The sequence below is a fragment of the Streptomyces sp. NPDC008139 genome (assembly GCF_042957025.1).
In the GTDB taxonomy this organism is placed as follows: domain Bacteria; phylum Actinomycetota; class Actinomycetes; order Streptomycetales; family Streptomycetaceae; genus Actinacidiphila.
Genome location: NZ_JBIBHM010000004.1, coordinates 394,814 through 418,444 on the forward strand (window position 1 = coordinate 394,814; position 23,631 = coordinate 418,444).

General features: G+C 72.2%; 22 protein-coding genes and 1 pseudogene. 10 read left to right on the forward strand and 13 right to left on the reverse strand.

What is annotated here, in order from left to right; translation table 11 throughout:
- Nucleotides 1–101: 101 nt before the first annotated feature.
- Nucleotides 102–227, forward strand: a complete 126-nt coding sequence (locus ACFZBB_RS10640; protein ID WP_391119900.1) for a hypothetical protein — start codon at nucleotides 102–104, stop codon at nucleotides 225–227.
- 153 nt (nucleotides 228–380) lie between these two features.
- The gene (locus ACFZBB_RS10645) at nucleotides 381–1,169 is read left to right on the forward strand and encodes a DNA-formamidopyrimidine glycosylase family protein (RefSeq protein WP_391119902.1); all 789 of its coding nucleotides are present in this window, start codon (nucleotides 381–383) and stop codon (nucleotides 1,167–1,169) included.
- Nucleotides 1,170–1,405: 236 nt separating this feature from the next.
- Here the strand turns inward: ACFZBB_RS10645 and ACFZBB_RS10650 are convergent, their stop codons facing one another.
- Nucleotides 1,406–1,705, reverse strand: a complete 300-nt coding sequence (locus ACFZBB_RS10650) for a plasmid stabilization protein (RefSeq protein ID WP_391119904.1) — start codon at nucleotides 1,703–1,705, stop codon at nucleotides 1,406–1,408.
- 361 nt (nucleotides 1,706–2,066) lie between these two features.
- Nucleotides 2,067–2,282, reverse strand: a complete 216-nt coding sequence (locus ACFZBB_RS10655) for a hypothetical protein (RefSeq protein WP_391119906.1) — start codon at nucleotides 2,280–2,282, stop codon at nucleotides 2,067–2,069.
- Between the two features lie 50 nt (nucleotides 2,283–2,332).
- On the opposite strand from ACFZBB_RS10655, the gene ACFZBB_RS10660 reads away from it, so the two are divergent.
- Complete coding sequence (locus tag ACFZBB_RS10660; protein WP_391119908.1) at nucleotides 2,333–2,650, forward strand: hypothetical protein; 318 nt, start codon at nucleotides 2,333–2,335, stop codon at nucleotides 2,648–2,650.
- A 250-nt stretch (nucleotides 2,651–2,900) separates the two neighbouring features.
- Here the strand turns inward: ACFZBB_RS10660 and ACFZBB_RS10665 are convergent, their stop codons facing one another.
- The gene (locus tag ACFZBB_RS10665) at nucleotides 2,901–3,452 is read right to left on the reverse strand and encodes an isochorismatase family protein (protein ID WP_391119910.1); all 552 of its coding nucleotides are present in this window, start codon (nucleotides 3,450–3,452) and stop codon (nucleotides 2,901–2,903) included.
- Between the two features lie 134 nt (nucleotides 3,453–3,586).
- Here ACFZBB_RS10665 and ACFZBB_RS10670 point away from each other — a divergent pair, with 134 nt between their 5' ends.
- The 4 genes from ACFZBB_RS10670 (at nucleotide 3,587) to ACFZBB_RS10685 (ending at nucleotide 7,803) form a co-directional block, all read left to right on the forward strand.
- Nucleotides 3,587–4,387, forward strand: a complete 801-nt coding sequence (locus ACFZBB_RS10670) for an SDR family NAD(P)-dependent oxidoreductase (RefSeq protein WP_391119912.1) — start codon at nucleotides 3,587–3,589, stop codon at nucleotides 4,385–4,387.
- Nucleotides 4,388–4,418: 31 nt separating this feature from the next.
- Entirely contained in the window at nucleotides 4,419–4,889 is a 471-nt protein-coding gene (locus tag ACFZBB_RS10675) for an SRPBCC family protein (RefSeq protein WP_391119914.1), read from the forward strand.
- A 120-nt stretch (nucleotides 4,890–5,009) separates the two neighbouring features.
- On the forward strand, nucleotides 5,010–6,629 hold the full coding sequence (locus tag ACFZBB_RS10680; protein ID WP_391119916.1) for an FAD-dependent oxidoreductase: 1,620 nt from the start codon (nucleotides 5,010–5,012) through the stop codon (nucleotides 6,627–6,629).
- A gap of 196 nt (nucleotides 6,630–6,825) precedes the next feature.
- Nucleotides 6,826–7,803: a YhjD/YihY/BrkB family envelope integrity protein gene (locus tag ACFZBB_RS10685; RefSeq protein WP_391119918.1), complete on the forward strand. Its 978-nt coding sequence runs from the start codon at nucleotides 6,826–6,828 to the stop codon at nucleotides 7,801–7,803.
- Nucleotides 7,804–8,294: 491 nt separating this feature from the next.
- On the opposite strand, the gene ACFZBB_RS10690 is transcribed toward ACFZBB_RS10685, so the two are convergent.
- The 6 genes and pseudogenes from ACFZBB_RS10690 to ACFZBB_RS10715 form a co-directional block, all read right to left on the reverse strand.
- Complete coding sequence (locus ACFZBB_RS10690; protein WP_391119920.1) at nucleotides 8,295–9,491, reverse strand: amidohydrolase; 1,197 nt, start codon at nucleotides 9,489–9,491, stop codon at nucleotides 8,295–8,297.
- 76 nt (nucleotides 9,492–9,567) lie between these two features.
- Nucleotides 9,568–9,943, reverse strand: a pseudogene (locus tag ACFZBB_RS10695) (iron-containing redox enzyme family protein); the annotation flags it as partial.
- Nucleotides 9,944–10,144: 201 nt separating this feature from the next.
- The gene (locus ACFZBB_RS10700; RefSeq protein WP_391119922.1) at nucleotides 10,145–10,636 is read right to left on the reverse strand and encodes a hypothetical protein; all 492 of its coding nucleotides are present in this window, start codon (nucleotides 10,634–10,636) and stop codon (nucleotides 10,145–10,147) included.
- On the reverse strand, nucleotides 10,633–13,104 hold the full coding sequence (locus tag ACFZBB_RS10705) for a molybdopterin-dependent oxidoreductase (RefSeq protein WP_391119924.1): 2,472 nt from the start codon (nucleotides 13,102–13,104) through the stop codon (nucleotides 10,633–10,635). Before ACFZBB_RS10705 ends, ACFZBB_RS10700 begins: the two co-directional genes overlap by 4 nt.
- Nucleotides 13,105–13,250: 146 nt before the next feature.
- Nucleotides 13,251–14,186 (reverse strand): hypothetical protein, encoded by a 936-nt coding sequence (locus tag ACFZBB_RS10710; RefSeq protein WP_391119926.1) that lies wholly within the window; start codon nucleotides 14,184–14,186, stop codon nucleotides 13,251–13,253.
- A gap of 130 nt (nucleotides 14,187–14,316) precedes the next feature.
- Nucleotides 14,317–14,571 (reverse strand): hypothetical protein, encoded by a 255-nt coding sequence (locus tag ACFZBB_RS10715; RefSeq protein WP_391119928.1) that lies wholly within the window; start codon nucleotides 14,569–14,571, stop codon nucleotides 14,317–14,319.
- Between the two features lie 235 nt (nucleotides 14,572–14,806).
- On the opposite strand from ACFZBB_RS10715, the gene ACFZBB_RS10720 reads away from it, so the two are divergent.
- Entirely contained in the window at nucleotides 14,807–15,958 is a 1,152-nt protein-coding gene (locus ACFZBB_RS10720) for an enolase C-terminal domain-like protein (protein ID WP_391120150.1), read from the forward strand.
- Nucleotides 15,959–16,005: 47 nt separating this feature from the next.
- Here the strand turns inward: ACFZBB_RS10720 and ACFZBB_RS10725 are convergent, their stop codons facing one another.
- Together ACFZBB_RS10725 and ACFZBB_RS10730 are read right to left on the reverse strand one after the other, a co-directional pair.
- A complete protein-coding gene (locus ACFZBB_RS10725) occupies nucleotides 16,006–16,404 on the reverse strand; it encodes a Rid family hydrolase (RefSeq protein ID WP_391119930.1) in 399 nt (132 codons plus the stop codon).
- A complete protein-coding gene (locus ACFZBB_RS10730) occupies nucleotides 16,401–17,534 on the reverse strand; it encodes an acyl-CoA dehydrogenase family protein (protein ID WP_391119932.1) in 1,134 nt (377 codons plus the stop codon). The genes ACFZBB_RS10725 and ACFZBB_RS10730 overlap by 4 nt, the downstream gene beginning before the upstream one ends.
- 240 nt (nucleotides 17,535–17,774) lie before the next feature.
- On the opposite strand from ACFZBB_RS10730, the gene ACFZBB_RS10735 reads away from it, so the two are divergent.
- Nucleotides 17,775–19,427: an AMP-binding protein gene (locus ACFZBB_RS10735; RefSeq protein WP_391119934.1), complete on the forward strand. Its 1,653-nt coding sequence runs from the start codon at nucleotides 17,775–17,777 to the stop codon at nucleotides 19,425–19,427.
- A 19-nt stretch (nucleotides 19,428–19,446) separates the two neighbouring features.
- Complete coding sequence (locus ACFZBB_RS10740; protein WP_391119936.1) at nucleotides 19,447–20,295, forward strand: PaaX family transcriptional regulator C-terminal domain-containing protein; 849 nt, start codon at nucleotides 19,447–19,449, stop codon at nucleotides 20,293–20,295.
- 16 nt (nucleotides 20,296–20,311) lie between these two features.
- Here the strand turns inward: ACFZBB_RS10740 and ACFZBB_RS10745 are convergent, their stop codons facing one another.
- Together ACFZBB_RS10745 and ACFZBB_RS10750 are read right to left on the reverse strand one after the other, a co-directional pair.
- A complete protein-coding gene (locus ACFZBB_RS10745; RefSeq protein ID WP_391119938.1) occupies nucleotides 20,312–22,738 on the reverse strand; it encodes a bifunctional salicylyl-CoA 5-hydroxylase/oxidoreductase in 2,427 nt (808 codons plus the stop codon).
- 2 nt (nucleotides 22,739–22,740) lie between these two features.
- Complete coding sequence (locus ACFZBB_RS10750) at nucleotides 22,741–23,568, reverse strand: enoyl-CoA hydratase family protein (RefSeq protein WP_391119940.1); 828 nt, start codon at nucleotides 23,566–23,568, stop codon at nucleotides 22,741–22,743.
- Between the last annotated feature and the right edge of the window lie 63 nt (nucleotides 23,569–23,631).

Below are 23,631 nucleotides of genomic sequence, written 5' to 3' on the forward strand. Positions count from 1 at the left end.
GTCCCGCTGCGCGGGCACGGGCGCCTGTCGCGGGACGTTTTCGTGGGGCTGCCGCAGGAAAGGCGCACCTTGTGCGAGGACCAGGAGAAGGGATGGCAGGTATGACCAGCAAGGATGACGACGCGCGGCATGACGACGAGGATCGCGAGGGCGGGGGCGGGGAGGAAGGCAGGCGCACGGTCGACGAGAGCGTGCCGACCCCCAAGGGGCTGAACTTCTCCCGATGAGGGTGCTGACGACGCGCCCGAGGACCCCCGCCAGTCCAAGGACTACGCCTGAGCCGGTCGAACCGACGGGTCGGGTGCCTCGCTCAGGTCATCCGTCCGCGCGGCGGGATTGAGGTGCTGGAGGCGAGGCGGCTTGTCCGGAAGGAGCGCGCGGTGCCTGAACTGCCTGACGTCGAGGGCTTTCGCCGGACCCTTGACTCGTGCGGCCGGGGTCGGCAGATCAAGAAGGTCGAGGTGGCCGATGCCGGGGTTCTGCGTGGAGTGAGCGCGCCCCGCTTTGCCCGCGCTTTGGAGGGTCGCAGGTTTGTCGCGGTCGAGCGCCGCGGCAAATGGCTGATCGCACGGGTAGAGGGCGGGGCGGTGGTGCTGCTGCATTTCGGAATGACCGGGCAGCTGCTGTGCTCCCCCTCCACGGATCCGCCGCACCGGCACGACCGCGTGCGAGTCCTTCTCGACGGCGGCCTCGAGCTGCGCTACCGGGACCAGCGCAAACTCCAGGGTCTGCGCCTTGCCACCTCGCAGGCAGCTGCGGAACGCGCCCTGGCCGGGCAAGGGCCCGATGCTCTGGCGGTGGGCCGTGAGTACTTCCGGGGGGAGTTGGGCGTGCGACGGGCGAAGGTCAAAGCCGTGCTGATGGACCAGTCGGCGCTCGCCGGCCTCGGCAACCTACTGGCGGATGAGATCCTCTGGCGCGCGCACCTCCACCCCGCCACAGCCGCGAACCAACTGAGCGGCAGGGATGTCGATCGGTTGTACTCCACCATGCGCCAGGTCCTCCACCTGTCGGTCCGGGCGCAACGAGTCCCCGCCCGGCGCTCCTGGCTCACGGGGCATCGCGAAGCAAAGACGCTGCAGTGTCCACGCTGCGGCAGCTCGCTGCTCCGGGGAAAGTTCGCAGGCAGAACGAGCGTGTGGTGTCCGTACTGCCAGCCCGAACGGTGATCGCGCGGTCCCGAACGCCCCAGGACCGCGGCCCGGGCCTGGGCTGCCGTCTCAGGGTGCACAGGCGGGCGGCCCCCCGCAGATCGTGACGAGGCGGTCTGCACGGCCTGCCGGTCCTCTACCCTGAGCGCGGCCGAGGGATGGATGGTCGGCGCCATCCGGCCGCTCGCGTCGTACTTCGCCCCGTTGGCGCGCTGCACTCGTTCCGCATGATTCGGTGGCGGCACGAGCGTGACTCAGCGGCCGACGGCTTCGCGGAGTTCCTGCTTGTTCATGCTGGAGCGGCCCTCGATGTCTTTCTTCTTGGCCTCCTCGTAGAGCTGGTCCTTAGTGGGACCCTGGGCGCCGCGGTGCGAGCGTTCGCCGCCGCGCTGGGAGGAGGACGGCGGGGCCTTGGTGGAGGTGCGGCTCGACATCCTGGACCCACCCGAACGGGCGCGCTCTTTGTTCACGGTCCGCGCCGCGATCTCCTTGGCGCGGCGCTCCGAGGCCCCCCGGTTTCGACGGCGCCTTGGTCCTCGGCGGGATAGCGCCACCTCTCCCTGCTGTCCGGCTCGACCCGGGCGGGCAGTCAGGTCCGGACGCGGTCGGCTCTCCTGCGGCCATCGCTCTGACGGGCCATCGGTATGTGGGTCGGCCGAGCAGCCTGCTGCTCGTTCATGATCGTTCGCCTCCCGTGCGTGTGTTCTCTCTGTCCGCTTGACCCGCACGGAGACTGGCACACACGCGACGCGGAGGTGGCGGTCAGCCGGTGGCCTCGGGTCCTGCGGCGCCCGCGGTTGTGGCGGCACCCGAGCCGGCGTGCTCGCCGGAGGCGGGCGGCATCCGGCCCTCGCCGCCGAAGTCCGGGGCGACCTTGGTCCAGCCCGACTCGCGGCGGTCGAAGGAGGCGTACGCCTATATCACGTCCTCGATATCCGGCCAGCGGTTGGCCTGCGGGGCCGGGTCCAGAGCGCCGGTGGCGACGAGCGAGACCCGGTGCGGCAGGTAGGCCCGGTGGTGGCAGTTGCCGGACTTCAGGGTCAGGTTCTTCATGAAGGCCTCGCCGAACGGATAGCTGTCCAGTTGCGGCGGGTACACCCCGACCGTGCCGATCGTGCCGGCCTTCGCCACCGCCCGCACGCCCAGCGGGCCGCCTGTGACGGGCGTCGCCCGGCATCCAGGTGTCGCCGCTGGGATGGCTCTGCGGGGCTGCTTGGTCGACGCGCAGGCTCCCGCTCGCGTTCGTCCTGGTCGGCGCGTTCGGCGGCCTGGCGGGCTGCGGGACCGCGAGCGGGAGCCTGCGCGTCGCCGCCCACCGCGTCGATGACCCTGTCCACGCCGATGCCGCCGGTCAGCTCCCGGAGGAGGAACAGGAGTGGTTCCCGCAGGGCAGGGCCGCCCTGGGACGCAACCGCCTGGCCGACCTGGGAGAGCAGCTCGCCGCCGCCAAGCCGACCGCGCCCCGCGATCCCCTGAAGGTGCCCAGCGCCGATCAGTGAGGCCCTCACAGTGACGGCAGGTCCCGCACGCCCACCGGATCACGCCGCGCGTTCAGGGGCCACGCGGGGGACATCACGCACCGGGCTCGCTCACCCGGCGCCCGAAGGGGAACGGCACTGAAAGTGCGCCACGCGGCTCGTGAGGGGGCGGCGCCCCCGTCCCACCGGACCGATCGCTCCAAGGAAGGCATGGCTCTCGGCCCCTGAGCGTTGGTCCGAACGGGAATCCTGGCGCCGCCCGCCCCCGTCCTCAGAAGGGCAGGTCCTCGGCGCTCCGCAGTTGAGCCCCCATATTGCGCTCCATCATCCGCAGCGCCGCCTGAGCCAGGTCGGCGTGGATGTGGGCCACGCCATCCTCGACGACCGTCACGTCGAAGTGCCGGATGTGGGCGTCGAGCGCGGAGTAGAGGATGCACTGCTCGGTGACCTGCCCGCAGAGGACGACGTGGCCGATCCCGTTCTGCTGGAGCAGGTACTCCAGAGGCGTCTGGTAGAAGATGGAATGCCGGGCCTTGACAACGAAAAGGGCGTCTTCGTCGGGCGCCACAGGTTTGACCAGGTCCGCGTGTGGGCCCTGCAGTGCCATGTCGAGGAGTTCCTGGTGGTGGGACCGCCAGCGGCCGAAGTTGTCGTTGACGTAGATCACGTCGACGCCCGCGGCTCGGGCCGAGTCGATGGCGGTCCGCACCCCTGGCAGAACGTCACGGACGGACCGCAGCAGCAGTTCCGCGTCGGGATGCCCGTACGCGTTGATCATGTCGACGACGACGAGCGCACACGTCGCGGTGCTGTTGTGGCCCATATCGCCATCCTTGCTCGCCGACGCCTGTTCCACGAGTCCACACGGCGGGGCTGCGCTCAGCGCCGTCCAGAAGATACCGCTTCCAGGACCGACGCGGGCGCTGCGGGGAGGGGCCGGGACGTACCGCCTGCTGGGTGGTGGATGTCTCGGAGGACGTTGCGATGCGCCGCACCGCGGCCGACGTCGCCGAACGGCTTGGCACCGCTTCCGTGGTCGTCGCGAACGCCGGTGTCGCCGAGGGCGGCCCCTTCGCCGAATCCGATCCCGCGACATGGCGACGCGTCGCCGGGGTCAACCTGGTGGGCAGCGCCGTCACGGCCCGGACGTTTCTGCCACACCTCCTTGCCCACCAGGGCTACTACCTCCAGGTCGCCTCCCTGGCCTCGCTGGCCCCGTCACCCCTGATGAGCGCGTACAGCGCCGCCCAAGCCGGGTTCGAGTCGTTCGCACGCGCCCTCCAGGCCGAACTCGCCCCCCGGCATGTGGCGGTCGGGATCGCGTACCTCAACCGGATCGACACCGAGCTGACACGCAGCGCGAACGAACACGCCGTCATGCGTGAACTGCGGGCCGGTCTGCCGTGGCCCGCACGCGATGTCGGCCGGGGGCCTGCCGTCGCCGCGCGGCTGGCGACTGCCGCCGAGCGGCGCTCAGGCGCGGTCTACATGCCCGGCTGGCTCAGAGCCATACAAGTCGGGCGCGCGGCCGTGCCCGCGGCGGTGACCCGCACGGCCCGCAGAAGACTGCCCAAGATGTCCGCCCGGGGGGACGCTGCGGCCGACGGGCCTGCTCGGAGCGGGCGGCCGGTGAGAGCGCGGCCGGCAGGCTGCCGGGGGGTCGCTCGTCGCCACTCGGGTTGGGGATCTCCGGCGGCGGTACCGGATGACCTTTCCTATGCTGGCCAGAGGCTCGCAGATCCTCCGTGCGGCGCCTGAGCGCGGAGGACGGACTCCCCTAGGAGGGGCAATGGCGGTTCGGCACCAACTGATCGAGCGGTCCCCACAGCAGGTATGGGACGTGCTGGCCGAGCCGACGCGCTACCCCGACTGGGTGGTGGGCGTGGCCGATTCCGTACCGGGCCGCGGTGACTGGCCGCAGGTCGGTTCCGACCTCGGTTACCAGGTGGTGCTGGGCCCGTGGAAGGGCGGCGGCCGCACCGTCGTGCGCCGCAGCGAGGCACCACACCTGCTGGAGCTGGAAGCGGACAGCGGTCTGCTCGGTACCGCCAGGATCGCTCTGGATGTGCGGCCGTGGGGAGACAAGGACAGCCTGGTCGTTCTCGATGAGCATCCGCTGCGGGGCGCGGCAGGGTCGCTCCACAACGTCGCTGTGGACGCGTTCATGCAGGTGAGGCACCGCAGCATGCTCAAGCGGCTGGCGGACGTGGTGGAACAGTCCGCACCGCGCGATCCGGGGCCGGAGCACCTGGGCTCCTGATGCCGATCACCCCGACGGGTCGCGTACGCCCCTGGCCCCGACCAGCAGCTGGGCCCGCGGGCGGCTGAGCCCCGGCCGGCGGGACCGCTGGACCGGAGATGGAAGAGTCAGGAGTGCTTCATGGCGGACGCCGTGGTCATCGGGGCGGGGCCCAACGGCCTAGTCGCAGCGAACGTGCTGGCCGACGCCGGCTGGACGGTGGAGGTGCTGGAAGAACAGCGGCAGCCGGGCGGGGCGGTACGCAGCGACCGGGGTGTCGACCCGGACTTCGTCAGCGACGTCTTCAGCGCGTTCTACCCGCTGGCCGCCGCCTCCCCCGTGCTGAGCGCTCTCCGCCTGGAGGACGAGGGACTGCGCTGGGCGCACGCACCGAGCGTGCTCGCCCATCCTCTGCCGGACGGCCGGTGTGCCGTGCTGGATCGCGACCTCGAGGTGACCGCGTCGAGTCTGGAGGCGTTCGCGCCCGGTGACGGCCAGGCGTGGCGCGAACTGCACGACCTGTGGGAGCGGATCGGCGAGGATCTCATCGGCTGCCTGTTCGCCCCCTTCCCGCCGCTCCGCTCCGGTCTGAAGCTGCTCGCGAAGGTGCGGGCGGCCGGCGGGCTGCGGCTGGTCCGCACCATGCTGCTGCCGGTCCGCCGGCTCGGCGAGGAGCACTTCGACGGTGAAGGCGGTCGGCTGCTCCTGGCGGGCAACGCGCTGCACGCGGACCTGGCCCCGGAGTCCGCGATCGGCGGCGGCTTCGGCTGGCTGATGTGCATGCTCGCCCAGTCCCACGGCTTCCCCGTTCCGGTCGGTGGAGCCTCCGCCCTCACCACGGCGCTGGTCAGCCGCCTGGAACGGCGCGGCGGCAGCGTGCGGTGCGGTGAACGCGTCACGGAGGTCGTGGTGCGCGGCGGGCGGGCGGTCGGCGTACGGACCGCGAACGGTGGCGCTGTGCGGGCCCGGCGCGCGGTACTGGCCGATGTGTCCGCGCCGGCCCTGTTCACCCGGCTGGTCGCCGCCGAGCACCTGCCCGCGCAGTTGCTTATGGACCTGCGCCATGGATTCCAGTGGGACTTCTCGACGTTCAAGATCGATTGGGCGCTGGACGGCCCGGTGCCGTGGACGGCCGGGCAGGCGTCCGCCGCGGGCACGGTCCATATCGCCGACGGGGTGGACGATCTGACCCGCTTCGCCGCGCAGATTGCCACCCAGCACGTCCCCGACCGACCCTTCGCCCTGGTCGGGCAGATGACCACCACGGATCCCACCCGCTCCCCCAAGGGCACCGAGTCCGCGTGGGCCTACACCCACGTCCCGCAGCACGTCAAAGGTGACGCAGGGCACGACGGCATCACCGGGAGTTGGGACAGGCGGGACCAGGAAGCCATGGCCGACCGTGTCGAGGCCCAGGTGGAGAGGTACGCCCCCGGCTTCCGCAAGCTGATCCGGAACCGCCGCATCCTCGCCCCGACAACGCTGCAGTCCCTGGACTCCAACCTCGGCGGTGGCGCCATCAACGGTGGCACCTCCGCCATCCACCAGCAGCTCTTCTTCCGCCCCACTCCCGGCAGCGGCCGCCCCGAGACCCCCATCAAGGGCCTTTACCTCGCCTCCTCGTCCGCCCATCCGGGCGGTGGCGTGCACGGCGCTCCCGGCGCCAACGCCGCCGGCGCCGCCCTGCACGGTCCCGCCACCCGAACCACCATCAGCACCGTCCAACGCGTCCTGGCCCGGCGCGCACCGACCTGCACCTGATCCCCTCCGGACCGCGCGATCGGCATGCGGAGCCCCGAGGGGCGGCTCCGGTGGCCGACCACGGTTGCGGAGTTCGGTCCCCGACTATCTGATGAGAAGGAATCGGCATCGCCTGTGGGTCGACGCGCGCAGCGAATCGTCGGCCACCGAACGACTCAGGTGGGCTCGGAATGCGGTTGCGCCAGGAGGGTGAACGATGGCGGAGGACAGCCCGGAGCGCGGCGACGGTGCTCCCGAAGGCGCGCATCGTGCGGAGACAGCACCCGCGAAGCCGTCGAATCTACCGAAGGGGGCCTCGCGCGGGATCTTGCGTCGCACACTCAAGGAGTACAAGGCCGACAATCTAGCCGACTTGGCCGCGACGCTCACCTATTACGCAGTACTGGCGATCGTCCCTGCCATACTGGCGCTGGTGTCGATCGTGGGCCTGCTGGGCCCCTCGGCGGTCAGGTCGCTGACCGACAACATCGCCACCCTCGCTCCCGGGCCGGTACGCACCGTTCTGACCAGCATCGTGAAGCAGGTGCAGAACAACCAGGGGTCGGCAGTGATCGCCCTGGTCGTCGGCATCGTCGTCGCACTGTGGTCCGCGTCCGGCTATGTCGCCGCCTTCATGCGAGCCGGCAACACCGTCTACGACATCGGCGAGGGCCGCCCGGTATGGAAGACGCTGCCGACCCGCTTCGCGATTACGGTGTTCATCGTCGTCGTACTCGCCGCCGTCTCGGTGGGCATCGTCTTCACCGGGAAGCTGGCCCGCAGGACGGGAGGCGTCCTGGGCCTGGGCGACACCGCGGTCACTGTATGGAACTTCGCCAAATGGCCCGTGATGGTCGTCCTGTTCGCGCTCGTGGTCGCCGTCCTGCACTGGGCGGCGCCGAACGTCCGGCACGGCTTCAGATGGGTGACCCGCGGCAGCCTGCTGAGCGTCGGCCTCTGGCTCGTCGCATCCGCTGCCTTCGCCGTCTACGTGGCCCATTTCAGCAGCTACAACAAAACCTACGGCAGTTTTGCGGCCATCATCATCTTTCTCGTCTGGCTCTGGATCTCCAACATCGCACTACTCCTGGGCCTGGAATTCAACGCGGAGACCGAACGCACTCGGGCCATTGAGGGAGGCCACCCCTCAGAGGAGGAGCCGTACGTCGAGCCGCGTGACGACCGCGAACTCTGAGATCTGACGGTGGCACTCACGCCGGAAGGCGCGTCGCAAGCCTCCCCCGGCGACGAAGGCTGACTCCCCGTGCCGAGCGCTATCGCTGGGCGACGGCGCTCAGGACGGCGCGGGCATGCAGGCGAACGCTTGAATTCCCTACTGATTGAAGCGTGCGGACGCCCGGTCGTTCCAGGCACTCCCCCATGCGCGCAGGCGCCCGACCAGGCCGACGACGGGCGGCGTGACCTTGCTCCCCTCCCGCAGCCCGCTCCGGCCGGGTCCTCCTGAATGACCGGGTCGGGGACGTTGTCCACCTGGACGTCCCGCTTGCCGTGTCAGACGGTCGCACGCGGGCTGCCTCGCTTCGCTCATCCACGGACGACCCGGCAACCTGACAGGCGAGCCCATCGGCTGCGTACTCCCCTCCGGCCACGACTGCCCCGAACAGATGGCGGCAAACGACGCACAACGGGCCGGACCCGCAACCAACGGACTTACGCGCCTACTCTCTACCGCCCGGTGGCCGCCACCGGCTCGTGCTCGTGGAAGAAGCGCCAGGCTTCTTCCCGTACCTCGGCACTGGTCAGGGTGTCCACCGCCAGGCAGGCGAGGGCCTTGGCGCCGTCCAGCATGGCCCGTCGGCCGCGTTCGCTCGCCGCCGCCTCGGCGAAGGGCGCGGTGTGGTCGGAGCTGTCGGCGTCCATGATGGCCAGGAAGGGGTGGATGGCCGGCACCCGGCCGCTGACGTCACCGATATCGGAAGACCCGAGGAAGGTTCCGGCAGGAGGCTCTTGGAGGACTCGGCCGGCGCGCCGGATGTGTTGGGCGAAGCGCGCGGCCAGCGGCTCGCTGTTGCGGAAGTGCTCGTAGCCCGTTCCGACCCGCTCGACCTCGACTTGCGCGCCGAGGAAAGCAGCGGCTGCCCGCGCGCTGCGCGTCACGTCGCCGATGACGTCCGCCAGCGCGTCCACGGTGAGTCCGCGGCACCCGAACAGCCCCTCGGCCAGGTCGGGCACGATGTTGGTGGCGACGCCGCCCTGGGTGACGATGCCCTGCACATGGGATCCCGGTGGAAAGCGGCGGCCCAGCGCGCCCAGCATGGTGAAGGTCTCGACCAGCGCGGCCAGCGCGTCGACGCCCTCCCCCGGATTGCCGGTGGGGTGGGCAGAGCGGCCGTAGAACCGCACCCGGACCTGCGCCTGGGCGGTCAGCGGCGCCCAGGTCTGGTCACGCACACCCGGGTGCACCATCAGCGCCGCATCGACGTCGTCGAAGACCCCTGCCGTCGCCAGCGCCACCTTGCCGCCGCCGCTCTCCTCAGCCGGCGAGCCGACCGCCAAAACCGTTCCGGCCGCGCCCGCCACCTCCCGCGCGGCCAGCGCGGCGCCCAGGCCCGCGGCCGCGATCAGGTTGTGGCCACAGGCGTGGCCGAGCCCCGGCAGCGCGTCGTACTCCATCAGCAGCGCCACCCCAGGCCGGGACGCTGCTCCGCCGCGCGCGACGAAGGCGGTGGGCATTCCCGCGACACCGGTGGTCACCTCGAAGCCCCCGGCACGGAGCTCGTCGCCGAGCAGTCGCGCCGCGGCATGTTCCTGGTAGGCGATCTCCGGGCAGCGGTGCAGGCGGAGGGCAACGTCCCACAACGCGTCCGCCCTGGTGTCGACCGCGCGCTCCGCCTCGCCGTACAGATCCTCGCCACTGTCCACGGATGCCTCCTGTAGTCGCTGTCGGGACCGCTCCGTACCCGCCTACCCGACACGGGAGCCTGTTCCCGTCTGCGGGTCAGCCGGTCCGCAAAGCCGAACGGCCCGCCCGCCACGCGCTCAGAAGATGGGTGCCCAGCCGGTCCTCCAGGAGGACGGTGGCGTCCGCGCCGAAGGCCACGTCCGGCTCCAGGTGCGGCTCGTCGGCGAGCAGGCCGCCGATGACCTCGCGGCGTACGACCTGTTCGTGCACGGCGTCGGCCTCGACGTGCTCGGCGTAGAAGTGCTCGGCCGCGGGCCCGCCCCGGTCCGCCGCATGGCCGCGGCGAGGCGGCGGGAGCCGGGGGAGGAGGTGACCTCGACGCAGACGAATGGCCGGCCAGCGCGCCGCGCAGCGCCCGGTGCAACCCGAACAGGGTCATCATGTTGACGGTGGCGAGGGCGGCGGCCGGGGCCCGCGCCCACAGCGGGGACCGGGTCCCGCGGCGGGCGAGGGCGACGCCTGGCCGGGCATCCGCGAAAAGACGCTCGCCGCCGACAGCGCCCACCTGGGCCGCCGCCTGCGCAGCGCTCCCTACCCCGCTCCCTACCCCGCTTCCTGACGCGTTCCGTCGGATCCGCGTTCTCCCTCGCCAGGGCCGAGACACCGCCCCCGGCTACAGCGCCGACAGCACCTGGGGAGACAGGACCTTGATCATGGTGTTCGTCCAGCGGATCTGCCGCAGTGTCTGCGGATGGCAGTCCGAGACGGCGCCCAGCAGGTCCTGGTCCTTGGTGGCTTGGGCTGCTTGTCCCAGCATCTCCCAGTAGAGGGAGTTCTCGGTGGCCGCCAGGTGGAGGTCGCGCAGGTCCCGCAAGAGCACGATGCCTGGTTGAGGGGAGCCCCCGAAGAGTTCCGGGGTCCTCTCGCGCGCCGTGGCGGGCAGCCCTTCGGGGTTGTGGTCGGGCGAGCCCGACAGCTGGAGGCCGTAGCGTTTCGCGGTGGAGGCGAGCACGGCACCGTGCTGGGCGGACCAGTTCGCGAGGTCGAGGGCTACGTGGTGGACCTCGTGCTCCGCGGTGTGTCGTTCTGCCGTCGCCGCCAGTTCGTGGGCGAGTGCGTTCTCGCCCTGATGGAGGGCGCGCAAGGTCACTGTGATGCCGCTCATCGCCGGTCCTCCGCATCGTGGCCGGGAAGGTGCTCGTCCGTGAGGGCGGCGGTTCCGCCGGTGGTGGGCGGGACGCTGTCCGGCGTGAGCGGCGCCGAGGCGGTGGTGGTGGGCGCGGGGGCGGGGCCGTCGCCACGGGCGATCAGCCGGAGCCGGGCGGCGCAGGTCTTGAACAGCGGCTGTTTGGAGACCGGGTCCCAGTCGGTGATCGTGGCCTCGTTCGCGGCCCTTCCCGCGCTGCCCGCCCCCGGCCCGTACCCGGGGGCGGTGTCCCAGTAGCCGTAGTGGAAGGGCAGGAACAGCAGCCCGTCGCGGATCCGGCTGATACGTGTCCTGGCGTGCACGGCGCCGCGCGGGGTCGCGACCTCGGCGAGGTCTCCTTCCGAGAGGCCTGCGGCCGAGGCGTCTGCCGCGGATACCTCGACCCACACGTCCGGGGCTGCGGCGTCGAGTTGCGGTGCCCGTCCGGTCTTGGTCCGGGTGTGGAAGTGGTACAGCGTGCGACCGGTCGTCAACTGGAGCGGGTAGTCGGCTGAGGGCGGTTCGTGGGGCGGCAGGTACTCGGCGGCTTTGATCACCGCCTTCCCGTCCGGGTTGAGGGACCGGTACTCCACCGCGGTGACCGATGCCCCGGTGACGAGGTCCTTGCCGTACGTCTCCGCCGTGTCCGGATGCGCCCAGGCGACCCCGTCGGCGTAAAGGCGTTCGGTTCCGTCCGGGGCCTGCTCGGTGCAGGGCCACTGGATGCCGCTGGCACCGCGGAGTCTGTCGTAGGTGATTCCGGTGTAGTCGCAGGGGCGCCCGGCGCTGCACCGCTTCCATGCCTCGAAGGCCGTCTGCGGGTCGTGCCAGGAGACCAGCGGGTTCTTGTCCCGGTCACGGAAGTCCATCCGCGCGGCGTAGTCGAGGAAGATGTCCAGGTCCGGGCGGGCCTCGCCGGGAGGTTCGACCGCCTTGTCGGACAGGTGCACGGTCCGGTCGGCGTTGGTGAACGTACCGGTCTTCTCCCCCCACGTCGCCGCCGGAAGGACGACGTCGGCCAGCTGAGCGGTCTCCGTGAGGTACAGGTCCTGCACGACGGTGAAGAGCCGCTCTTGGCCGAGGATCGCGCGGATGCGGCCCAGCTCAGGCAGCGAGACCGCCGGGTTGGTGCCGGAGATCCACAGCATGCCGATGGTGCCCTGCTCGGCGTAGCGGAACATCTGCATGGCGTGCGTGGGCGGCCCGTAGCGCGGGATGTCGGACGGTTCCACGTTCCACACGCGGGCCAGGTCGGCGATGTGCTCGTCGTTCTCCCAGTTGCGAAAGCCGGGCAGGTCACCGTTGGCCCCGCATTCCCTGGTGTTCTGCGCGGTGGGCTGCCCGTTCATCTGCAGCACGCCCGCGCCTGGGCTGCCCAGCATGCCGCGGACCAGGTGCAGGTTGTTCACCTGAACAGCCGCGGCGGTCGCCTGGTGTGACTGGTAGACGCCCTGCAGAACGGTCGAGGTCAGCCGCTCGGCCGTGCCCAGGATCTCCGCGGCCTGCTCGATGGCACGAGCGGGCACGTCGCAGATGTCCGCGGCCCACCGGGGGCTGCACGTCTTCAGCAGGGCCCGCAGTTCCTCGTAGCCCACGGTGTGCGCCTCGACATACGCGTGATCGACTCGGTCGGTGCGGATGATCTCGTGCAGCAGGGCGTTCAGCAACGCCACGTTCGTGCCGGCCCTGGGGGCGAGATGCACGGTCGCCCGGCGTGCGACCGGGGTGAGTCGCGGGTCGACGCACACCAGCCGGGGCGGCCGGGGGCCGTCGAGGCGGTCCAGCATGCGCATCCACAGCACGCTCTGCGTCTCGGCGACGTTGTGGCCGAACAGGGCCAGGGTATCGGCGTGGTCGATGTCGGTGTACGAACCGGGCTGCCCGTCCGATCCGAACGACTCTTTCAGCGCCTCGGCAGCGGTGGCGGTGCACAGCCGGGTGTTGCCGTCCAGATGGTTGGTCCCGATACCGGCGCGGGCGATGACCGCGAGGGTGTAGTACTCCTCCAGGAACAGCTGACCGGTGGTGTAGAACCCGATCGCGCCAGGGCCGTGCTCGTCCAAAAGTTCCTGGGAGCGGGCGACGACCCGCCCCATCGCCGTGGGCCAATCGCACTCGACAAGCCGGCCGCCCTCGCGCACCAGCGGACGTCGCAGACGGTCGGGGGAAGCGTTCGCCTGCCACCCGAACAGGTCCTTCGGCCCGAGCCGGCCGTGATTTACGCGGTCGTCCGGCCGGCCGCGCACGCCGACGATCCGGCCTTCGCGGACCGCGATGTCCATGGCGTCCCCGTTGGAGTGCAGCAGCGACGCGGTCTGCACCCACCGGTCGACGTCACCGACGGCGACGCCCTCCTCCAGGTGGGTGTCGACACGCGTCGGCCACCGCTGCCCGCGCCCGTAGGGAGTACGCGCGCCCCACGGCTCTGCGATCCGGTCCCGGCCCATCAGGACACTCCTCACGTTGGTGTGCACCGCCATCGCCGCCTACCAACCGCATGTGGTCGGCGCGTGGCAACCGAAATCGGTGTGGTCGGTCACGGCCCCGCCGGGCCGGGAGGTTCCGCTCCGCGTGGCCGACGGGTCCAGGGTGGTCAGGTCGGCTCGGCGTGCTTGACGTCGGTGATCACGAATCCGCTGTGCGGGCGGGCGGGAATGCGGCGCAGGGAGATGTCCAGACGCTGCTGCGTGACGCGGTAGTCCAGGCGCGCCAGCCGGACCACGAGGGCTTCCAGGAGTCCTACCGTCGCCGGCTCGCCGGGGCAGCGGTGGCCGGTGACCGGGCCGCCGCCCTGGGGAATCAGCTCGTTCGGGTCGGCCGGCAGCTCACCGCGACGGTAGGCCGGATGATGTTGAGCAGTTCCACTGCTGCCGTCTGCGGTTCCAGCAGGCGGCAGCGGTTGTCCAGGTGGCCGGCCACCACCGCGAGTACGGGACCCTTCTGCCGCGTCGGCTGTCTCGCCGCGCGCCCCTTTCACCAGGTCCGCCAGTCGGGCCTCCTGGCGTCCGCGGGCCAGGCGCGCCCGCCAGTGCTGCGGGCCGAGCGTGGCGAAACCGTCCACCATCGCGACCAGATCATCGGCGCCCCGCCCGGTCTGCGACGCCTCCAGCGGTACGCCGGCCCACCGGTGGACCCCTGCGGTCAGTGCCTCGGCCGCCTGGTCGAAGAGCACGATCCGGGAGCGGTGCGGCCAGGTGGTCACCGCCTCGTCCCAGGCGGTCGTCACGTCGTCGACCAGCGCCCTGATGCGGGCTGGGCCGGTCAGCACAGACAGGAACATGGCCCTGCGAGCGGCATGCTCATCGCCGTCCAGGGTGTGCACGGCGCCCTTGCCGAACAGGGTGCCCGCCACGGGTTCGGGAACCGCGTTGTGGCGGCGCACATTCTTTTCGTCGTAGAAGAATTCCACCGCGTCCGGGCCCCGCAGACCCACCGCCCGCCTGCCCAGGAGCCGGGCCTCGACCGGTGAGCCGCCGCTGCGCCGCATGAGGTTCGGCAGCCATCCGTAGCCTTCCGCGAGCAGCGGCACCGTACGGCCGGAAACCGACCGGCGAGAAAGCTCCATGGGCGCCGGGTACCCACTGCCTGGGCCAGGAAACGGCGTCGACAGTGATCCCCGGCCCGAGACCCACCGAATACACCCTGGCGGACGATTCCGCTCAATCGTCCGCCGAGCCCGGCTCAGCCATCTTCCGGTGCGCCTGCGCTTTGGCGCTGTCCGGCAGGACCGCATTGGCGTGGCCCTGGGCCTTCGTCTTCGCTGATCCCGCGACGACCATGCTCTTCTCCTTCATCAGCGCCTCGAAGCCCTGCCGGGCCACCTGCGCGGGGTCGTCCTTGCTGCCCCGCCCGATCTTGGTGTCCTCCATGTCCGCACGCCGGAAGAACTCCGTCCACTTCGGAGCCGTCGGCACGGCGGTCCCGGGCCCGGCCGCGGCGGCTGATTCCGCCAGGCGTCGGGTGTGCCCGACGATCGCTTGCCGGGCACGGTCCGCGTTCAGCTCGGAGGCGCGGTCTCTCTGTAGGGGTTCATGTACTGGGTACGACTGGGCGGGCCGGTCGAACTCATCGGGTGTGGGGAAGCGGGGACCGGCCGTATGCTGGGCGCGTTCAGGGATGCGCTTGTCGTTTATATATGTGATCGAGGAGATGTCCGTGGTGTCGATGCCGTCCGCCGGTGACCGGATCCGGTCGGTCAGATTGTCGTCCGTCTATCTGCCGCTGGCGGTGCCGGTGAGCGACGCCAAGGTGCTGACGGGGGTGCAGAAGGCGATGACGGAGGTCGCGCTGCTCTTCGCGGAGATCGGGACGGAGGACGGCCACGAGGGGATCGGGTTCGGTTACTCCAAGCGGGCCGGCGGTCCGGGGCAGTTCGCGCACGCGCGGGAGGTGGCCGGGGAGTTGGTGGGCGAGGACCCCAACGACATCGGACGGCTGTGGGGGAAGCTGGTGTGGGCGGGCGCCTCGGTGGGCCGAAGTGGCCTGGCCACGCAGGCGATCGCCGCGTTCGACATCGCGCTGTGGGATCTGAAGGCGAAGCGGGCGGGGCTGCCGCTGGCCAAACTGCTGGGCGCGCACCGGGATTCGGTGCGGTGCTACAACACCTCCGGCGGCTTTCTGCACACGCCCGTCGAGCAGGTGATGGAGAACGCGACGGCCTCGCTGGAGCGCGGCATCGGCGGCGTCAAGATCAAGGTGGGGCAGCCGGACAGCGCCGAGGACCTCAAGCGGCTCGCAGCGGTACGGGCCCATCTCGGCGACGGCGTACCGCTGATGGTGGACGCCAACCAGCAGTGGGACCGGCCGACGGCGGCGCGGCTGGGGCGGGCGCTGGAGTCGTTCGGGCTCACCTGGATCGAGGAGCCGCTGGACGCGTACGACGCGGAGGGGCACGCCGCGCTGGCCGCCGCGCTGGACACGCCGATCGCCACCGGGGAGATGCTGGCCAGTGTCGCGGAGCACGTGGCGCTGATCGACGCGCGGGCCTGCGACATCATCCAGCCGGACGCGCCGCGCGTCGGCGGGATCACCCAGTTCCTCAAGCTGGCCGCGCTGGCCGACCACCACCGGCTGCAACTCGCCCCGCACTTCGCCATGGAGATCCACCTCCACCTGGCCGCCGCCTACCCGCACGAGCCGTGGGTCGAGCACTTCGAGTGGCTCGAGCCGCTGTTCAACGAGCGGCTGGAGATCCGGGACGGCCGTATGCACCTGTCCGACCGCCCCGGCCTCGGCTTCACCCTCACCGACCGGGCCCGCGCCTGGACGCGTGAGAGCTACCGGACCGGCGTGGACGCGTAGTGCCGCCAAGTCCTGAGGCCAGCAGGGGAGTTACGCGAAGAAGGGCGTTACGGCAGCACCGCGATGCCGTCCAGTTCCACCAGGGCCTGTTCGTCCCAGAGTCTGACCACCCCGATCACCGCCATCGCCGGATAGTCCCGGCCCGCCGACTCCCGCCAGATCCGGCCCAGTTCGGCGGCGCACGCGCGATACGCCGCGACGTCGGTGGTGTGCACGGTGAGCCGGGCGAGATCGGCCGGGGTGCCGCCCGCCGCGCGCAGGGCGGTCAGCAGATTGGCGAGGGCGCGCTCGAACTGGGCGGGCAGGTCGCCGCCGACGACCGCGCCGGAGGAGTCCAGCGCGGTCTGGCCCGCGAGCATCACCAGGCTGCGGCCGGTGGCGGTGACGGCGTGCGAGAAGCCGGTGGGCGGCGAGAGTTCGGCGGGGTTGATACGGCGCAGGCTCATCGGTACAACTCCCTGGCGATGATGGTGCGTTGGACCTCGGTGGCACCCTCGTAGATCCGCGGGGCGCGCACCTCGCGGTAGAGGTGTTCGAGCAGGTGGCCGCGGCGCAGTGCGCGGGCGCCGTGGATCTGGAGGGCGGCGTCGACCACGTACTGCGCGGTCTCGGTGGCGTAGAGCTTGGCCATCGCCGCGCGGGCGGTCAGGTCGGCGGCGCCGGTGTCGTACGCGGTGGCCGCCGCGTGGACGAGCAGCCGGGCGGCCTCGGTGCGGGTGGCCATCTCGGCGAGCGGGTGCGCGACGGCCTGGAGGTCCTTCAACGGGCCGCCGAACGCGGTGCGTTCACCCGCGTGCGCGACGGCCGCGTCGAGTGCGGCCTGCGCCATGCCGACCGCGAAGGCGCCGACGCTGGGCCGGAAGAGGTCGAGGGTGGCCATGGCGGTACGGAAGCCGTGGTCGGGCACGCCGAGGAGGTCGTCGGCGCCGACCGGGACGCCGTCGAAGACCAGCCGTCCGATGGGGTGCGGCGAGAGCATGTCGAGGTGTTCGCCGGTCAGGCCGGGGCGGTCGGCGGGGACGGCGAAGGCGGTGACACCGCGCGCGCCGCTGCCGCCGGGGCCCGGCCCAGGGGCCGTCCGGGCGAAGACGGTGAGGATGTCGGCCTCGGGCGCGTTGGAGATCCAGCACTTCTCGCCGGTCAGCCGCCAGCGGCCCGCGCCGTCCGGCTCGGCGGCCAGGGACAGCGCCGCCGCGTCGGAGCCCGCGCCCGGTTCGGTGAGCGCGAAGGCGGCCACGGCCCGGCCCGAGGTCACCTCGGGCAGCCAGCGCGCGGCGACGGCGGGCGCGGTGAGCAGCGGGTGGGCGCCCAGGCCCTGAAGGGCGAGGGCGGTCTCGGCCTCGGTGCACTCGCGCGCCAGCGATTCCCGCAGTACACAGAGATCGAGGGCGGAGACCGGGGCGCCGTCTCCCGGCAGTACGCGGGCCAGCAGTCCGAGGGCGCCGAGTTCGGCCAGCAGCGGCCGGTTGACGCGGCCCGGTTCACCGGCCTCGGCCAGCGGTTTCAGTCGTTCCGCCGCGAGCGCCCTGATCCGGTCCGCCCAGGCCGCCCGTGCCGGATCGAGGGTGAACGCCACACGGGTGCCACCGACGCCGCCGCCTCCACCGACGCCGCAGCCACCACCAGCGCCGCCGCCCCCACCGGCGCCGCCCACGGCTCCTTCCCCGGCCGCCGGACCGTCGGAATCCGCACCGCCGGAAACCCCGTCCTCCATCGCCCCGCCTCCCAGCTTTATCGCGTCCTGTTGACTGCCGTCATCAACACGTTACGCTGAAATCGTCCGCTGGATGCTTACTCGTCGAGGGGCACTGTCGCCATGGACCTGCTGCCGTCAGCCCATGTGGACACCTTCGCGCGCGATCACCTTCCGCCGCCCGAGCAGTGGCCGCGCCTCGACCGCCTCGACGGCGACGACCGCGACGACCGCGACGCCCTCGGTGAAGGCCCCGGAGCCGACGACGGTCTCCGCTACCCCGATCGGCTCAACTGCGCCGCCGAACTCCTCGCCACCGGCCGCCCCGAGGCCCCCTGCCTCCGGCTGCCCGACGGCTCGGAGTGGACGTACGCCGAACTGCGCGCGACGACCGCCAGGATCGCGCACGCCCTCACCGACGAGCTGGGCGTCGTCCCCGGCAACCGCGTGCTGCTGCGCGGCCCGACCACCCCCTGGCTGGTCGCCTGCTGGCTCGCCGTGCTGGAGACGGGCGCGGTGGCCGTCACCGTCCTGGCCGCGCAGAGAGCGCATGAACTGGCCGAGGTGGGCCGGATCGCCCGCGTCTCGCACGCGCTGTGCGACGCCGCGTATCTGGAGGAGCTGACGGCGGCGCGCGTGCCGGGGCTGCGGATCACCCCGTACGGCGGTACCGGCGACGACGATCTGCTGCGGCTGGCCGAGGGGCGCGCCGAGACGTACGAGGCGGTGCCGACCTCGGCGGACGACGTGGCGCTGATCGCCTTCACCTCGGGCACGACCGGGCGTCCCAAGGGCTGCATGCACTTCCACCGCGATGTGCTGGCCATAGCGGACACCTTCTCCGCGCGGGTGCTGCGCCCGGTGCCCGAGGACGTCTTCGCCGGCAGCCCGCCGCTGGGCTTCACCTTCGGACTCGGCGGCCTGGTGGTCTTCCCGCTGCGCGCGGGCGCGTCCTCGCTGCTGCTGGAGCGGGCCGGGCCGCAGGAGCTGCTGGCGGCGGTCGAGAAGCACCGGGTCAGCGTGCTGTTCACCGCGCCGACCGCGTACCGCGCGATGCTCGGCGACCTGCCGTCGTACGACGTATCGTCGCTGCGCCGCTGCGTGTCCGCGGGGGAGAATCTGCCCGCCGCGACCTGGATGGGCTGGCACGAGCGGACCGGACTGCGGCTGATCAACGGGATCGGGGCGACGGAGCTGCTGCACATCTTCATCTCCGCCGCCGACGACGCGGCCCGGCCCGGCGCGACCGGCCTGCCGGTGCCCGGCTACACCGCGCGGATCGTGGACGAGCACCTGCGGCCGGTGCCGGACGGCGAGCCGGGGCTGCTGGCCGTGCGCGGGCCGACCGGCTGCCGGTATCTGGCCGACGAACGCCAGACGGAGTACGTGCGCGACGGCTGGAATCTGACCGGCGACACCTACGTCCGGGACGCCGACGGCTACTTCCACTACGTGGCGCGCGCCGATGACATGATCATCTCGGCCGGGTACAACATCGCGGGGCCCGAGGTCGAGGAGGCGCTGCTGCGGCACCCGGACGTGCGGGAGGCGGCGGTGATCGGGGTGCCGGACGAGGAGCGCGGGCAGATCGTCCGGGCGTTCGTCGTCCTGCGCGAGGGCGTGGACGGCGGGGACCGGGCGGCGGGAGCGCTTCGGGACTTCGCCAAGAGTGTGATCGTGCCGTACAAGGCGCCGCGCGAGATCCGTTTCGTGGCCGCGCTCCCCCGTACGCCCACCGGCAAGCTCCAGCGCTTCCGGCTGCGCGACCTGGACTGAGACGCCCTAGGGTGATCATGTGACCGAGCAGCACACACCGAGTTCCCTGATCCTCACCTTCTACGGCGCCTACGGGCGCGCGGAGTTGGCGGGCCGGGTGCCGGTGGCCGCGCTCATCCGGCTGATGGGGGCGGTGGGCGTGGACCCGCCGTCGGTTCGGTCCGCGGTCTCCCGGCTCAAGCGGCGCGGCCACCTCGTGCCCGACCGGGTCGGCGGGGCCGCCGCGTACACGCTGTCCGACGACGCGCGGCTGCTGCTCGCGGACGGCGACGGGCGGATCTACGGGGTCGGCGCCGCGCCCGATCCCGACCCGGAGGACTGGCTGCTCGCCGTCTTCTCGGTGCCGGAGTCCGAGCGGCACAAGCGGCATCTGCTGCGGTCCCGGCTGGCCGGACTCGGCTTCGGTACGGCCGCGCCCGGTGTGTGGGTGGCGCCCGGCGCGCTGCACGAGGAGACCCGGCACGTGCTGCGGCGGCTCGAACTGGCCCCGTACGTCGACCTGTTCCGCGGCGCGCACCTCGGTTTCACCGCGACCGAGGAGGCGGTACGGCGCTGGTGGGATCTGGACGCGCTGGCCGCGCTGCACCACACGTTCCTGGCGGCGCACGAGCCGGTGCTGGGGAGGTGGTCGGCCGAGTCCGGGGCCGAGGCTGAATCCGAGGCCGGGGCCGGGGAGCCCTCGCCCGAGCGGGCCTTCGGGGACTATCTGCGGGCGCTCGACACCTGGCGGCGCCTGCCGTACGCCGACCCCGGCCTGCCCCCGGCGCTGCTGCCCGCGGACTGGCCGGGCATCCGCTCGGCGGCGGTGTTCACGGCCCTGCATGTGCTGCTGCGCGACCAGGGGGCGCGGTTCGTGGCGGACCAGTAGCCCGGCCCCGTCGTGCTCAGGAGTCCAGCGCCAGGCGGGGTTTCGGCGCGTCCGTACGGCCGGTGGGCGGCGGGCGGCGGCCCGCGAGGTACGGGGTGGGCCAGGGCGCGCCGGGGCCTTCGTAGGACTGGTCGGCGGCGGCGTGCAGTGTCCAATGCGGGTCGTACAGGTGCGGGCGGGCCAGCGCGCAGAGGTCGGCGCGGCCCGCGAGCAGCAGGGAATTGACGTCGTCCCAGGAGGAGATGGCGCCGACCGCGATCACCGGCAGGCCCGTCTCGTTACGGATCCGGTCGGCGTACGGCGTCTGGTAGGAGCGGCCGAAGGCGGGCCGCTCGTCGGCGACGACCTGGCCGGTGGAGACGTCCACGGCGTCGGCGCCGTGCTCGGCCAGCGCGCGGGCGACGGCGACGGCGTCGTCTCCCGTGGCGCCGCCCGGCGCCCAGTCGGTGGCGGAGATCCGTACCGTCAGCGGCCGGCCGGACGGCCACGACTCCCGTACCGCGTCCAGGACTTCGAGCGGGAAGCGGAGCCGCCCCGCGAGGTCGCCGCCGTAGCGGTCGGTGCGGTGATTGGTCAGCGGGGACAGGAAGGAGGAGAGCAAATAGCCGTGGGCGCAGTGCAGTTCGAGCAGGTCGAAACCGGCGCGGGCGCCGCGCTCGGCCGCCGCCGCGAACTGGTCGCGGATCTGCGCGAGTTCGTCCGCGCGCAGGGCGTGCGGCACCTGGTTGACGCCTTCGCGGTACGGCAGCGGCGAGGGGGCGACCAGCGGCCAGTTGCCGTCGGGGAGCGGCTGGTCGATGCCGTCCCACATGAGGCGGGTGGAGCCTTTGCGGCCGCTGTGGCCGAGTTGGAGGCCGATGGCGGTGCCGGTCCCACCAGCGCCGGTTCCGCCGGCGCCGCTCGCACCCGCGCCGCCCTGCTGGTGGACGAAGTCGGTGATCCGCCGCCAGGCGGCTTCCTGTTGGCCGTTCCACAGGCCGGTGCAGCCGGGGGTGATCCGGCCGCGCGGGCTGACGCAGACCATCTCGGTCATCACCAGACCGGCCCCGCCGAGCGCCCGCGCGCCCAGGTGGACGAGGTGGAAGTCGCCGGGCACGCCGTCCCGCGCCACGTACATGTCCATCGGTGACACGACGACGCGGTTGCGCAGTGTCAGGCCGCGCAGCCGGAAGGGGGTGAACATCGGCGGTGTGCCGGGCGGCGCCCCGAAGCCGCGCTCGACGCGGTCGGTGAACTCCCGGTCGCGCAGCCGCAGATTGCCGTGCGTGACGCGGCGGCTGCGGGTCAGCAGATTGAACGCGAACTGTGTCGGCGGCTGGTCCACGTAGCTGCCGAGCCGTTCGAACCACTCCAGGCTGGCCAGCGCCGCCCGCTGCGTGCTCTCCACCACCGGCCGCCGCTCGCTCTCGTACGCGGCCAAGGCCGTTTCGGTGTCGGGCTGTTCGCGCAGGGAAGCGGCGAGCGCCAGCGCGTCCTCCATGGCGAGCTTGGTGCCGGAGCCGATGGAGAAGTGCGCGGTGTGGGCGGCGTCGCCGAGCAGGACCGTACGGCCGTGCCGCCAGCGCTCGTTGACCACGGTGGTGAAGGGCTGCCAGCGGGAGCGGTTGGCGTGCAGGGCGCGGCCGTCGAGGAGGCGGGCGAAGAGTTTTTCGCAGGCGGCGATGGTGGCGGCGGTGGCGGCTTCCGTATCGGGCCCGTTCGCTGTGACCTCCGCGCCGACAGCGCCGACAGCACCCTGGGCGGCCTCGGCGGCCTCGCGGTCGAAGCCCGCGCGCCGCCAGACGTCCTCGGTCATCTCGACGACGAAGGTGCTGGCGCCCGGCCGGTACGGGTAGGCGTGGGCCTGCATCACACCGTGCGGGGTCTCCAGGATCTCGAAGCGGAAGGCGTCGAGCGGGAGGTCGGCGGAGAGCCAGATGTAACGGCAGCCGTGGGTGGTCAGGCGGGGGCGGAAGACGTCGGCGTGCGCGGCGCGGGTGGCACTGTGGGCGCCGTCTGCGGCCACCACGAGGTCGTGGTCGAGGGCGAGTCGGGCGGCGGAGGGGGCCGGGGTGCGGACGCGGACGTCCACGCCGAGATCGCGGCAGCGCTCGTACAGCAGCGCGAGCAGCCGGCGCCGGTCGAGGGCCGCGAAACCGTGGCCGCCGGAGCGGGTGAGGCGGTCGCGGTGCCGGATGTCGATCGCTTCCCAGCGGATGAACTCCTCACGCATGGCGGCGTGGACGGCCGGGTCGGCGTTCTCGATGCCGCCCACGGTCTCGTCGGAGAAGACGACGCCGAAGCCGAAGGTGTCCTCGGGCGCGCCGCGTTCCCACACCGTGACCGTGCGGTCCGGGTCGAGGCGCTTGAGGAGCGCGGCGGCGTAGAGGCCGCCGGGGCCGCCGCCGATGACGGCGACGCGCTCGGGACGGCGGGCGCCCGCGGTCCGGTGACCGCCCGGCATCGCTAGTGGCCTTCCCACTTCGGCTCGCGCTTCGCGGTGAAGGCGGCGTGGAATTCGGCGTAGTCGCTGCTGGTCATGAGCAACGCCTGGGCCGCGGCGTCCATTTCGACGGCGGCGCCCAGCGGCATGTCCAACTCGGCGGTGAGCAGCGCCTTGGTCTGCTGGTGGGCCAGCGCCGGGCCCGCCGCCAGCCTGCGGGCGAGCGCGGCGGCGGCCTCGTCGGCGCCGCCCTCCGGCGCCGGCTGGCTGACCAGGCCGATCCGCTCCGCCTCCGCCGCGTCGACGCTGTCGCCGAGCATCAGCAGTCGAGTGGCGTGGCCGAGCCCGACGAGCCGGGGCAGCAGATACGCGGCGCCCATGTCGGCGCCCGACAGGCCGACGCGGGTGAACAGGAAGGCGAAGCGGGCGGTGGGCTCCACGATCCGGAAGTCGGCGGCGAGGGCCAGCACCGCGCCCGCGCCCGCGGCGATGCCGTGCACGGCGGCGATCACCGGGAAGGGCGCCTCGCGGATCGCCCGGACGACCTGTCCGGTCATCCGGTTGAACTCCAGCAGCTCGCCGGTGCCCATGGCCAGGGTGGCGCCGATGATCTCGTCCACGTCGCCGCCCGAGCAGAAACCGCGGCCCGCGCCGCCGAGGACCAGGGCGCGGGTCCCGCCCTCCCTGGCCAGCTCGGCCAGCAGGTCGCGGAGGTCGGCGTAGGCGCCGAAGGTCAGTGCATTGAGCCGTTCGGGCCGGTCGAAGGTGACGGTGACGACGCCCTCGGCCCGGTCGACGCGCAGATGGCGCCAGTGGCCGGTGGGGCTCGCGGAGCTGGGATACGGACTCATGCGCGGCCTCCTCGTCTCGACGCTATCACCTGTTTGTGACTGTCGTCAGGAGGGCGAGACAAG